Genomic DNA, 11,358 nt, shown 5'->3' on the forward strand with positions numbered 1-11,358 from the left:
GAAATATAAATTTGGAAATCGAAAATTCTGGGCAACCGGATATTACGTTAGTACGGTAGGGCTGAATGCGCAAACCATACAGAAATATATCCGGGAACAGGATAAGATGGATCAAATGGAAGATTCGTTATTCAGTAAAGAATACGAAGACCCTTTTAAGGGTAGCAAGTAGTCATACCACTGCGGCTTGAACAAAGTGAAAGCCAGCGTCATTTAGGCGCTGGCCTGTGTTGGGCCCTTATAGGGCTAAGCGAACCACCCCTTGAAGGGGTGGAAGCGATTTGCGCCCATATTTCCGGTTTAACAGCCATCGTCCGGATCCCGCATGAACAGTGATTTGCAGTATCCCTCCAAGTCCAGACAAACGGACATATAAATATGGTAAAATTTATATGGTGAAAGACGGAGAAAACCTCAATTGTCGCTTCCCGGGCGACCGCTGTAACCGTATTTCTTATATAATTAAGGTAGAGAGAATAATGGGTTTAAACCGTAAAACAACCGAAATTAAACAGATGCCAAAGCGGAGGTGACGGAATTGACTATCAATGAAAAATGCCGGAAGCTGCCCATGATAAAAACACAGCATAGTCCGTGGGGAGGCGGGTTGCAGCCGGACGGAATATCACAGTTGCCCTTTCCGATATATTCAAAAGAAGTCACTGATTGGATTAATGCGATGTATGATCTGGACCTGACGGATAAAAATTATTTTGAAAATATGGAGAAAATCAAAGGGAAGCCGGTTCCGAAACTGACCCGGGATGAAATCCTGACACGGATGACATTTCTGATCAGGGCAGAACGGTTCTGTGACGGAACGATAGAAGATGCGTTGAATGACGGCACGCTGGAAGCGTTAAGCGTAAGGCTGCATGAGATTACAAAACCGTAAAGCCCTGAACAAACGGCGATATGATGAATTTTGTTATGCGCATGATACAGAGGAGGGGAAATCAATGAGCAAACAGAAAGTTACGTTATGTGAACAGGACGGTTCTTATGTTTCTATCTACGTTGACGCGTCGCTGCATGAAGGAGAACTTACGATTTCCGGGCAGGATATCGGTAAAGCAGCGGAAGATTTTTGGGGAGACAGTGATTACGAATACTGGCTGACGCTTCCTCCCGCATCTGCTGAAAAGTTTTTTTAACTGATTTGTGCAAACAGTCCGGGGGAAGACCCGCTGGATGTGCTGCAGAAAAGATTTCATGGAACAGGTGCCTTCAGTGGTATCAGATCATTTTGCACAAGTCACGGGATTGAAGCAAGATTTGATTCGTATAGTTAATTCCGACGGTGCAAGTGTTTATGTCTTTAAATCAGGTGCGAGAGGTATATAAAAAGGGTTGCCGGTTCGTTAACCGGGTTTGATTTTCTAAATAGAAATAACAGTTTTCTGTCGGAAAGGGAAATGATTCTATGACTGAAAATGCCAAAATCGTATTGGAATATTTTGAAACTGTTAGCAGCAGGGAATCGTTTTACGGTCTTTATTATTTAGGGGAGATGTACCGGCAGGGATTTCTTGTGGACAAAAATCCGGATAAGGCGTGGGATTATTATTTCAGAATTGTTTACAGCACGAATCCCTTGCGTGAAACGGATGAGTATTACTGGCGGGCCTGCTATCGCAAAGGTATGGATTTATATAATATTGGGAACTCCTTTTCAGCGCTTAATGCGGCGTTTCGGGATGTGACAAAAGCAAAAGAGTTATACGAAAAGAGAGATTCAAAGGCAGTATCTGCGGATATTACAAAAGAGGAGTTGTACCGGAACTGGGAAAAACTGGAACGGGAAGTTCAAGATTATATTAAAATGATAGAAGAAATGCCGGTTGTAAAGAAAGTCCGTTGTATTTCAGATGATGTCCTCTGCCTTACAAAGGGCAAGATTTATGACGTGCTGGTGGAAAAACACGACTATTATGAATTGGTTGACGATGAAGAGGAAGACGTATATATTTACGGAAAGGACCTTTTTGAAGAGATTGAACCGTAAATAATGTAGAGGACAGAGCGGGAGGCATACCAATGATTTATACAGACAAAACCAAGAAAGCCATGAAACTTTGCTATGAAGCGCACAAGGATCAGGTGGACAAAAGCGGACTGCCTTATGTTTTTCATCCTGCCCATGTGGCGGAACAGATGACAGACGAGGCTACTACAATCGTTGCATTGCTGCATGACGTGGTGGAAGACACGGATTATACGCTGGAAGATCTTGCTGCCGAAGGTTTCGGAAAAGAAATTTTGGAAGCAGTGGCGCTGATGACCCACGAAGATGATGTGCCGTATCTGGATTACGTGGCAAAACTCAAAGACAATCCCATCGCAAGAGCGGTGAAACTGGCGGACCTGGCGCATAACTCCGATTTATCCCGGATTGGCGAGGTTGATGAAGAAACGAAACAAAGGCTTGAGAAATATAAAAAGGCGATGGCATTACTGGAGGAAAATCCATTACGGTAATTCATGTCCGTGAAAAGGAGAGGATACAGATGCTGGGAGCAATCGTTGGCGATATTGTCGGTTCCGTATACGAATGGAACAACATAAAAACAAAAGATTTCCCGTTATTCCGGGAGGATTGTTTTTTCACGGATGATACCGTGATGACCTGCGCGGTTGCGGAAGCGGTCATGAATGGCGGAAAGAAAGATGATTTTATCGATGCCATGAAAAAATACGGCGAAATGTACCCGGATGCCGGTTATGGCGGAAGATTCTATACCTGGCTGTTCAACGATGACAGGGAACCTTATAACAGCTTTGGCAACGGCTCGGCCATGCGTGTGTCTCCCTGCGGGTGGATAATGAATTGCGGTTTTTACGGCAGGACGGGCCTGGCTCCTTACGTCGGCAGGAACATGGCGGAATTGTCCGCGGCGGTCACCCATAATCATCCGGAAGGAATCAAAGGGGCGCTGGCAACTGCGGATGCCATTTTCCTGTGCCGTTTTTACTTTGGCGGCTGGGCCCGTGATTACGAGGAACCCATCAATGACAATCCGGCAGAGTGCAAAAAGCGCATCCGGGAACACATTGAGAGGGAATTCGGATACGACCTGTCCCGGACGCCGGATGAGATCCGTCCGACATACCGGTTCAATGAGACCTGCCAGGATACGGTGCCGCAGGCCATAATGATAAAACGAGGCAACTGTTGGTGTAGAATTTACAGAAAAGCAGGAGGCACATAATGGAATTAAAAGAGATACTGGAACAACAGGTGGAAGTTAAAAACTATAAAAATGACAAACCCTGTGATTTCCGCAAGCTGTTGAAGAGGGCGGACTCCGGAAATGTCAAAGCCATGTATGACGCGGTGCAGACCATTAATTACAACGGACTTGCGGGAGAGGACCCGGATGACGAAATGCTGCAGCGCCAGCTGGCATATATAAAAAAACTCACAAAGATAAAACGCTATAAATACATGTGCATTTTTATGGGTGATGCGTATGCAAAAGGGACCGGCGTAAAGAAAGATATAAAAAAAGCAATCCACTGGTATAAAAAAGCAGCTAAGGCGGGGACAAAATTCGGCAATGAATGCATAGGCATGATCTATTTTAACGGCACCGAAGTCCCCGCGGATTATGAAAAAGCCTACGCGTATTTTACCAGAGACGATGGTAATAAATCCTTCTGCACCAGGTACGCTCTGGGCGAAATGTACCGGCTGGGTCTTTATGTGGAACAGGACGTGCAAAAAGCGTGGGACTATTATACCGGCATTGCGACGGACAGGTCTCCCTATTACGAACTGGATGATTATTACTGGCGGGCCTGCTACCGGTTAGGTTCTCTCTACCTGGATACCGCAGCGGAACTGATTGATACCGCGAAACGGATTTTTGACGAAAGAGGTTACGAGGCAATCGCAACGGACATTACAAAAAGAGAGATAGATCAGAAGTGGAAACTGGTTAAGAAGGCAGCAACGGATCCCCGGGTCAATTAATAAAGGGCAGACTTTTTTACGGAGCATTCATACGGGTGCTCCGTTTTCTTTTATTTGTGCTGATTCAGCAGGTGAAGTATGCCTGACTCGTACTTGCGTAAATAATTATTTATTCCAGTCGTTTTATTAACCGCATTTTATACGGTTTTATGCAGTATGTCATAAGATCCGTTGAATGATCCGGAAGAAACGTTGCTTAATTTTTTAGCTAAAAATATAGTATCTTTAATATTTGGAATTCTTTTTTCAATCGGAATATATTTAACATTCTGGGTTCAGAACAGCCGTAGATTTTTCTGCGGCTGATTTGTTATAATTAAGGAAATTCTGATTATCAGGCAAAGGGCGGACACATGAACACACAGACCATCAGGCAGGCATTTTATAAATCGATTCCCGTTTTGGCAGGTTATGTTGTAATCGGGATGGGCTTTGGGATTCTCATGCGGAATGCCGGATACGGGACCGCATGGGCTGCCGCCATGAGTATTTTTATGTATGCCGGTTCGATGCAATATGTAGGAGTGGGGCTTCTTACCGGCGGAGCGTCTGTTTTGACCACCGCCATTACAACGTTCATGGTAAACGCCAGGCATTTATTCTACAGCATTTCCATGATTAATACGTATAAAGACGCCGGCAAATATAAACCCTTTATGATTTTTGCTCTTACGGATGAAACGTATTCCCTGCTTTGCGACGGGAAAGTTCCGGCAGGGGTTGAGCCGGAACGCTACCGCTTCTTTGTTTCATTTTTTAATTACTGTTACTGGATCGCAGGCAGCATCCTCGGAAATTTGCTCGGGGCCGTGCTTCCGTTTTCCACGGCGGGAATAGAATTTTCGATGACCGCGCTGTTTGTCGCTGCCTTTACGGAACAGTGGCTGGAAACAAAGAATCATGTCCCGGCGCTTACCGGATTGTTGTGTACGCTTCTCAGCCTTGCCGTGTTCGGGCGGGAAAACTTCCTGATCCCGGCGATGCTGCTGATTACGCTGGCGCTGTCATTACTGCGCAGAGACGGGGAGGAAACGCTATGAAAGCTTCTCTTCTTATTGCGGTAATGGCGATCGTGACCATCTTGCTTCGCTTCCTTCCGTTTCTCATGTTCAGAAAACACACGCCTCAATATATATTGTATCTTGGGAAGGTGCTTCCGCAGGCAATTATTGGCATGCTGGTGGTTTTTTGCCTGAAAGATATTTCCCCTTCAGGCCATCTTTCCGGCATTCCGGAACTGACAGCTGTCGCCTGTGTCGCAGGCGCACAGGCCTGGAAACGGAATTCGCTGCTCAGCATTCTGGCAGGAACGATACTGTACATGGCGCTTGTGCAGACGGTTTTTTGTTGAGAAAACTTATAGCTTGCAAAAAGCGTAAGGAATGAACGTAAGGAATTGAACGTGGGGAATGAGCGTAATTCATCTCTTTGATTAATCACGCACAAAGATTACTAACTTACAAAGATTACTAACGCACACAGCGCGGCTTGCAAAACAAATGCAGACCGCGCTGTGTTTTTAAAATTATATTCTAACTCTTTTTTAAAACTTTCCCTGTTCCTTGTAAGTTCTTATGGCCGCCAGTTTGTCATAGAGCGCGGGCCGGTCTTTTCGAATCTCAGCGTCGTGCTTCAGGACATCCGTCCAGAAATTTTTGGGAACCTCATACTGGTTGAAGTGCCCGCAATGTTTTTCATCCGCCAGCATGGAGAAGAGATAGTCGATTTCATCATCCGCCAGGGTCCGCTTGATGCTGAGGGCGCCGTACAGTTTTAACTGCTCCATGGGATTTTCGCAGTTAAATTCAAACGCGCCGTTCCACCATTTCGCGTACGCTTCGAACCCGTTCCTGCCGTCCAGTTCCTCCGCGACGGCATGACCCGCGTGATACCCGCACATCATGGCGCCCTGGTTGATGACCTCGATATGGGCCGCGCTGTCGCCGATGGCCAGCACGTTGCCGTGATACGGTTTGGAAAGGGACAGATAGTTACAGCAGCCGCAGCCCTTGCGCTGGACGATCCGGGCATTCCGGAGGTTCGGCGTCAGGGGGCTGTCTTTTACCAGTTTTTCGAAAAAGGCGGCCGGCCTCATGTCCCCCAGCCCCATAACGGTAAACTCCAGGGCGTCATCGCTTTCGGTGCTTTCACCCACCATAATCTCCATGAACGGATGATAGACATCACCGTAATACTGGATCCAGCTATTGTGGGGGATGCCCTCCGTTCCTTCCAGCGTGTATTCGCAGGTGAGGGGGATGCCCATGCACTGATAGCCCTTGTTCAGGCCGAAGATGGACGTGAGCCTGCGGTTCACACCCTCCGCGATGACCAGTTTTTTCGCCTCCAGCTCATATTGGCCCCGGTCTCCGCGCAGGGTCAGGACGACGGACTTTCCGTTATCCCGGCCTTTGAGGGCCATGGTATTGGTGCGGATCTCAACGCCCGCCTTTTCGCACTGTTCCAAAAGGCCGCGCAAAAGCTCTTTTTTATCGAACTTGAGCGCCGTGGGGCGCAGGTCTTCATATTCAAAGGCGACCCGGTGACCTTTCGGGGAATACATGTAGTTATGAAGGATCGGGACCAGTTTTCCCCGGTACGGAACCTCGAAGCCGTTCTTGGTGAAGACCAGTTTCCCGTCCCCGGCCTTCAGCGTTTCCCCCTCGTACCCCTCGTCCAGCACGAACTGGGCGGAACAGGCCCGGTTGACCGTCGTGATATCCCGCTTCATATCGACGATGGTTACGTTCAGGCCTTTTTGCGCGGCGGTATACCCTGCCAGGAGTCCGGCGGGACCCGCGCCCACGATCAGAAGATCTTTCATCATGGCCGCGCCCTCATCCTTTCTCTTCCGCCGCGATGGCCTGGACAGGGCAGGCTTTTTCGCAGCTTCCGCAGTCCACACAGACAGCGGGGTCTACATCGTAATAACCGTCCTCCCCCTGGGAAATCGCCCCCACCGGGCAGAACGTTGCGCAGGTGCCGCAGCCGACACATTCATCAGAGATAACATGAGCCATCGTAGTTTCCTCCTTGTAATTAAATCTGTCCCATCATATGCATCTTCGCGTAGATTTCCGGCTGCTCCGCCCTGATTTTTTCCGAAGAAAGCCGGATGCAGTCCCAGATCAGTTTCGGGGTCAGGTACTGGCTGTAGGTGCCGTGCAGGTTATGTCCTTCGCAGAGGGAGAAGAGATAATCCAGCTCATCGTCCGTATAGACGAAGGCCAGCGCGTAGCCCTTGCTCACCTCCATGTAATCGTCGCTGTTAAACTCAAAGGAATCCTGCCACCATTTCGTATACGCCGCGAAACCGTCCTTGCCTTCCCGTTCTTCCGCAACGGCCTTCGCGGCCCGGTATCCGCACAGGAGGCCCCCCTGGGTTTCCACTTCGACCATGGCGGCGCAGTCGCCGATGGCCATAACATTGCCGCGGCAGGGTTCTTTCATGGCCATGAAAGGTTTCAGCCCGCAGCCGTTTTTCTTGATCAGCTTCGCGTTTTTGAAATGTTTAGCCATGGGGCTTGCGGTGGTGAATTCTTCAAATATCTTCGTTGGCATCAGGCCCGGAGAACCGGTAATGGTCACTTCAAAAATGCCGTCCCCCTCCAGGCTGGGGCCGATGATGCAGGCCGTCCGGGAATGATACGCGTTGCCGTAGTACAGGTTCCAGCTGTTATTCTCAACGCCCGTAATTCCTTCCATGAGATATTTCATGCTGTAGGCCATGCCCATATCAAGCACTTGATCCCCAGCCTGCCCCAGGCGCTGCTTGTTCAAACCGAACTTGCCGCAGACCGATGCGTTCACGCCTTCGGCAATAATCAGCTTATCGCAGGTGAGGGCGAACTTTTTCCCTTTTTGCCGGAGGGTAAGCTCCACCCCGTCCCCTTTGTCCTTCCCAACCAGGACCAGGGTTCCCATCATGAACTCGACGCCCATCGCGGCGCAGGCGTCAAAGAGGCTCTTCAATAAAAACTGCTTGTCAAACTTATAGGAAAAAGGATCCTTCCCGTCATTCCTCGTAAAGCGGATGATGTGATCCTTGGGCGAATGGTAGTACTTATTGTAAAGCGGAATCAGCTTCCCGGTATACGGAACCTCCAGCCCGCATTTCGTAAAGACCAGCTTCTGTCCTTTGATTTTGAGTATGTCCGCTTCGTATTCGTCGTCGATGATAAACTGCATGGAGCAGGCCCGGTTGAGCTTGTCCATGTTGTTCTTCATCTCAATTACGGTGGGCGTTATCCCCCGTTCCGCCAGCTTCAGCGCCGCCATCAGGCCGGCGGGTCCCGCGCCCACGATCACGATGTCTTTTTTCATTGGCTCCTCCTTTCCTATACGCCGAAAAATATTTCATGGAAAAACCGTCGTACGTAGTCCGCACCGTGTTCTTTCACCCAGACCCTTGTGGAAACACCGTTCTGGTCGATCAGGTCATCCACAAATTTCCGCTGGATCGCTTCCTGTTCCGCCGCGTCCGCTTTTTCCAGCCGTTTCTCCGATTTTTCCTGTGCAATAAAAATTTTCATAATGTCAATCAGATTCTGGACAGCGTCCTGGTCCCGGCCGGGGAATCTCTTTTTACATACATAAACCGGGCGGACCGGGTCATAGAAGCAGGGCTCCGTTGGGATGTCCCCAATCTCCGCCAGATCCCGGAAGCGTTCCGCGTACTTCCGGATCCATGCCTGGAAGGGGGCTGCTTCCCTGTTTTTGACCAGTTCATAAATTTCGATCAGGAACATGCCGCCGTCCCCGTTGAAAATAAAATCGGAACTGATCAGGGGCAGCTTTTTATAATAGGGGGTCAATGTATACGTCGCCATCAGCAGCTGCGGATTGTTTTCCGTATACATCGTCATCAGATGCCCCACGTTTTCGATTTCATAATGGGCGATGCGGAACTGTGTATTGAGGGTTACCGGGGCGGAAAAATCACCTGCGTCCAGTTTCCGCACGCCGTAATTCCGGGCCAGGATTCCGACGCCCCGCTCTAAAATGGTTTGTACCTTTTTTTCGTTTTCTTCATACATTCCCACGGCCGCGCACCTCTTAAAGAATTTTCTTACAATTATAGCATAGTATCCCGTGTTCCCTGTGTCAAGACTCCGAAAGGAAGATTGTCCGGTCCTTTGCGGGAGATGCGTCAGGAGAATTGCTGCAGGCGTGTGCTGTAAAAATTTGCCGTGATAATGTGATGATACGTAATGATGATACGTAATAATAGAATAAATCCCGGTTTTGCTAAGCAAAACTTTTAATGATATAATTAACAATATAATTCCACAAGCGTCAATTCCGGAAAGCCGGTTTTGCATGTATTATAAATTTGTATAATTTTACATATCCTTATGGTATGAAATTACAATTTCGTATATAATAGTTAAAAAGGAACTGGAATTTTTATATCAGAAGTGAATAATCATGATTCGGGTGATTAATACAACACGGGAAAGCGATTTGTCTTTTACAGAAATTTACCGGGAATATTACCGCCGCGTATACAACTACGCGTTCAGCCGTCTTCTGCACCGGGAAGAAGCGGAGGATGCGACGGCGGAAGTATTCCTTGTTTTGCTGCAAAATTTACGGAGTTATGATTCGAAACGGGGCAGCGTCGCTACATGGATTAACCGGATTACCCATAATGCGGTGGAAAATTACTGTCGCAAGGCGTACCGGCACAGGGAGTTTCCCGCCCCGGAGCTGATCCGGGAAAAGGAAGGGGAATGGGAACCGGAACAGCCGGTCAACCGCCGGGCATACCGCATCCTGCGGCAGCTTTCCGAAGAGGAACGGGCGTTTTTGGCGCTCCGGTATGAACTGGATATGACGAACGTGGAAATCGGGGAACTGATGGGCCTGAATCCGGCAGCTGTCAGCCAGCGCTACCATCGCCTACTGGAAAAATGCAGGACGCTGGACGGGAATCCAAAATAGTTTTTAACATAATAGTTTCTATATTTTTTATAAAGCCTGTCAATTTTACGGGATAAGATTCGTATATATAATTGAGCAGGTAACGTACAAAATTCAGGAAAGGGTGAAATCCGAATGGATGAAATGGACAGACTTTTCCGGCAGTCGGATTTTTCCGCAGAAAACGAAGAACTGGAAAAACGGATATGGAACCGCATAAAGCGTTATAATGAGGAGGGGAAAATTATGCCAATCAACAAAAATGAACTGACAAAAGAAATGATTGCGAAGGCTATGCAGTGCAAGACAGTCGACGAGCTGATGGCGCTGGCTAAGGCGGAAGGGTTTGAGATTACGAAGGACGAAGCGGAAGCCTATTTTGCGGAACTGGCCGACGTTGAGCTGGACGAAAAAACGCTGAGAAATGTTGCGGGCGGCACTTGCAACTTGGAGGGCACCAGCTGCTGGACGCTGAGCAGTTAAGAGTGAAATTTCCAGGTTTGAAGAAATAAACAGGTGTCAGGTTTGAAAAAATAAGCTGGCTTTATTTTAAGTAAGTATTTTCTTACGGGGAGGATTTCATCATGCCGATTAACAAAAACGAACTCACAAAAGAAATGATCGCAAAGGCCCTGCAGTGTAAAACCGCGGAAGACTTAATGGCGCTGGCAAAGGCCGAAGGCGCTGAACTTACCAAAGCCGAAGCAGAAGCCTATCTGGAGGAACTTGCCGACATTGAGCTGGACGAAAAAGCGCTGAAGAGTGTTGCCGGCGGTAGCAATGCCTGCTGGAATTGCCTGGATAATTGTGGCGACGGTTGCCCCTGCAGGGATTAAATAAAGCCTGACAGAATTATCATATTTGTTAATGTTTTCAGGAGTAAAACGAAAATGAAAAAGCTGTTATTAACTGTTATTACAGGCGCTGCGCTTCTCGCAGGCTCAACCTGTTTTGCCACGGTACCCGCAAACCAGCTGGAACTTGGCGGAATTCCTTACGGAGCTTCTGTCAGCACCGTTGAAAATGCCTATGGACGTCCCAGAAAATCCGAGCGTGAAATGAAATCCTACGGGGAAAAAGTAGAATACGAATACGGCAACTCCCTGGATTTTGAATTTGTAAACGGTAAATTAACCAAAATCAAAGCCGATGATTTCAGTGATGCCAAAACAAAGGCCGGCATCGGTCTGGGCGCCGATATGGCCATGGTAAAAAAAGCCTATGGCGAACCGGATTTCATCCACGAAGAAGATTTTATTTATTATGCCGAAGGGATGCAGGGCATCGGGTTAAAGATTGAAATTAAATATGGCAAAGTAACGGAAATTAAATGCGGCGTTCTTAATTAACGAAAGGCATACGGTACGGCGAAAAGAGAGTATCGTATAGCTGGTGAATGACGTGGCGCCAGGTTAAGCAAATTTATATTTAATTAAACAGCCGTGGGATCTGATTCCCACGGC

The 11,358-nt window shown here is 48.0% G+C and carries 15 protein-coding genes and 2 pseudogenes; 13 read left to right on the top strand and 4 right to left on the bottom strand.

Going from position 1 to position 11,358, the window contains the following annotated elements; translation table 11 throughout:
• The 9 genes and pseudogenes from BM159_RS11600 to BM159_RS11640 all read left to right on the top strand — a co-directional run.
• A pseudogene (locus tag BM159_RS11600) lies at nt 1–172 on the top strand (IS200/IS605 family transposase); the annotation flags it as partial.
• Nucleotides 173–538: 366 nt separating this feature from the next.
• A complete protein-coding gene (locus BM159_RS11605; RefSeq protein WP_093914372.1) occupies nt 539–895 on the top strand; it encodes a DUF6508 domain-containing protein in 357 nt (118 codons plus the stop codon).
• A gap of 64 nt (nt 896–959) precedes the next feature.
• On the top strand, nt 960–1,154 hold the full coding sequence (locus BM159_RS11610) for a hypothetical protein (RefSeq protein ID WP_093914373.1): 195 nt from the start codon (nt 960–962) through the stop codon (nt 1,152–1,154).
• 269 nt (nt 1,155–1,423) lie between these two features.
• The gene (locus tag BM159_RS11615; protein WP_093914374.1) at nt 1,424–2,005 is read left to right on the top strand and encodes an SEL1-like repeat protein; all 582 of its coding nucleotides are present in this window, start codon (nt 1,424–1,426) and stop codon (nt 2,003–2,005) included.
• A 32-nt stretch (nt 2,006–2,037) separates the two neighbouring features.
• Nucleotides 2,038–2,478: an HD domain-containing protein gene (locus BM159_RS11620; protein ID WP_093914375.1), complete on the top strand. Its 441-nt coding sequence runs from the start codon at nt 2,038–2,040 to the stop codon at nt 2,476–2,478.
• A 29-nt stretch (nt 2,479–2,507) separates the two neighbouring features.
• A pseudogene (locus BM159_RS11625) lies at nt 2,508–3,155 on the top strand (ADP-ribosylglycohydrolase family protein); the annotation flags it as partial.
• A gap of 53 nt (nt 3,156–3,208) precedes the next feature.
• The gene (locus tag BM159_RS11630) at nt 3,209–3,973 is read left to right on the top strand and encodes a tetratricopeptide repeat protein (RefSeq protein WP_093914377.1); all 765 of its coding nucleotides are present in this window, start codon (nt 3,209–3,211) and stop codon (nt 3,971–3,973) included.
• Between the two features lie 353 nt (nt 3,974–4,326).
• Entirely contained in the window at nt 4,327–5,013 is a 687-nt protein-coding gene (locus BM159_RS11635) for an AzlC family ABC transporter permease (RefSeq protein WP_093914378.1), read from the top strand.
• On the top strand, nt 5,010–5,324 hold the full coding sequence (locus BM159_RS11640; protein WP_093914379.1) for a branched-chain amino acid transporter permease: 315 nt from the start codon (nt 5,010–5,012) through the stop codon (nt 5,322–5,324). Before BM159_RS11635 ends, BM159_RS11640 begins: the two co-directional genes overlap by 4 nt.
• Before the next feature lie 192 nt (nt 5,325–5,516).
• Here the strand turns inward: BM159_RS11640 and BM159_RS11645 are convergent, their stop codons facing one another.
• From BM159_RS11645 to BM159_RS11660, 4 genes are read right to left on the bottom strand one after another with little or no spacing between them, the layout of a single operon-like run.
• On the bottom strand, nt 5,517–6,800 hold the full coding sequence (locus BM159_RS11645; protein ID WP_218149589.1) for an NAD(P)/FAD-dependent oxidoreductase: 1,284 nt from the start codon (nt 6,798–6,800) through the stop codon (nt 5,517–5,519).
• Between the two features lie 10 nt (nt 6,801–6,810).
• A complete protein-coding gene (locus tag BM159_RS11650; RefSeq protein WP_093914380.1) occupies nt 6,811–6,993 on the bottom strand; it encodes a DUF362 domain-containing protein in 183 nt (60 codons plus the stop codon).
• A gap of 19 nt (nt 6,994–7,012) precedes the next feature.
• Entirely contained in the window at nt 7,013–8,296 is a 1,284-nt protein-coding gene (locus BM159_RS11655) for an FAD-dependent monooxygenase (RefSeq protein WP_093914381.1), read from the bottom strand.
• A gap of 14 nt (nt 8,297–8,310) precedes the next feature.
• Nucleotides 8,311–9,015 carry a hypothetical protein gene (locus BM159_RS11660; RefSeq protein WP_143089448.1) on the bottom strand — a complete coding sequence of 235 codons (705 nt, stop codon included), beginning with the start codon at nt 9,013–9,015 and terminating at the stop codon, nt 8,311–8,313.
• Nucleotides 9,016–9,400: 385 nt separating this feature from the next.
• Here BM159_RS11660 and BM159_RS11665 point away from each other — a divergent pair, with 385 nt between their 5' ends.
• The 4 genes from BM159_RS11665 (at nt 9,401) to BM159_RS11680 (ending at nt 11,244) form a co-directional block, all read left to right on the top strand.
• The gene (locus BM159_RS11665; protein WP_093914383.1) at nt 9,401–9,916 is read left to right on the top strand and encodes an RNA polymerase sigma factor; all 516 of its coding nucleotides are present in this window, start codon (nt 9,401–9,403) and stop codon (nt 9,914–9,916) included.
• Between the two features lie 123 nt (nt 9,917–10,039).
• The gene (locus tag BM159_RS11670) at nt 10,040–10,378 is read left to right on the top strand and encodes a Nif11-like leader peptide family RiPP precursor (protein ID WP_177206045.1); all 339 of its coding nucleotides are present in this window, start codon (nt 10,040–10,042) and stop codon (nt 10,376–10,378) included.
• 101 nt (nt 10,379–10,479) lie between these two features.
• Nucleotides 10,480–10,731 (top strand): DUF2624 family protein, encoded by a 252-nt coding sequence (locus BM159_RS11675; RefSeq protein WP_093914385.1) that lies wholly within the window; start codon nt 10,480–10,482, stop codon nt 10,729–10,731.
• Between the two features lie 54 nt (nt 10,732–10,785).
• Nucleotides 10,786–11,244, top strand: a complete 459-nt coding sequence (locus BM159_RS11680; protein WP_093914386.1) for a hypothetical protein — start codon at nt 10,786–10,788, stop codon at nt 11,242–11,244.
• Nucleotides 11,245–11,358: the final 114 nt, after the last annotated feature.

The organism is Succiniclasticum ruminis DSM 9236 (assembly GCF_900112895.1).
GTDB lineage: Bacteria > Bacillota > Negativicutes > Acidaminococcales > Acidaminococcaceae > Succiniclasticum > Succiniclasticum ruminis.

Excerpts from the sequence above, each read along its gene's own strand:
- BM159_RS11610 (WP_093914373.1), top strand. The coding sequence starts at position 960 with ATGAGCAAACAGAAAGTTACGTTATGTGAACAGGACGGTTCTTATGTT.
- BM159_RS11615 (WP_093914374.1), top strand. The coding sequence starts at position 1,424 with ATGACTGAAAATGCCAAAATCGTATTGGAATATTTTGAAACTGTTAGC.
- BM159_RS11620 (WP_093914375.1), top strand. The coding sequence starts at position 2,038 with ATGATTTATACAGACAAAACCAAGAAAGCCATGAAACTTTGCTATGAA.
- BM159_RS11630 (WP_093914377.1), top strand. The coding sequence starts at position 3,209 with ATGGAATTAAAAGAGATACTGGAACAACAGGTGGAAGTTAAAAACTAT.
- BM159_RS11635 (WP_093914378.1), top strand. The coding sequence starts at position 4,327 with ATGAACACACAGACCATCAGGCAGGCATTTTATAAATCGATTCCCGTT.
- BM159_RS11640 (WP_093914379.1), top strand. The coding sequence starts at position 5,010 with ATGAAAGCTTCTCTTCTTATTGCGGTAATGGCGATCGTGACCATCTTG.
- BM159_RS11645 (WP_218149589.1), bottom strand. The coding sequence starts at position 6,800 with ATGATGAAAGATCTTCTGATCGTGGGCGCGGGTCCCGCCGGACTCCTG.
- BM159_RS11650 (WP_093914380.1), bottom strand. The coding sequence starts at position 6,993 with ATGGCTCATGTTATCTCTGATGAATGTGTCGGCTGCGGCACCTGCGCA.
- BM159_RS11655 (WP_093914381.1), bottom strand. The coding sequence starts at position 8,296 with ATGAAAAAAGACATCGTGATCGTGGGCGCGGGACCCGCCGGCCTGATG.
- BM159_RS11665 (WP_093914383.1), top strand. The coding sequence starts at position 9,401 with ATGATTCGGGTGATTAATACAACACGGGAAAGCGATTTGTCTTTTACA.
- BM159_RS11670 (WP_177206045.1), top strand. The coding sequence starts at position 10,040 with ATGGACAGACTTTTCCGGCAGTCGGATTTTTCCGCAGAAAACGAAGAA.
- BM159_RS11675 (WP_093914385.1), top strand. The coding sequence starts at position 10,480 with ATGCCGATTAACAAAAACGAACTCACAAAAGAAATGATCGCAAAGGCC.
- BM159_RS11680 (WP_093914386.1), top strand. The coding sequence starts at position 10,786 with ATGAAAAAGCTGTTATTAACTGTTATTACAGGCGCTGCGCTTCTCGCA.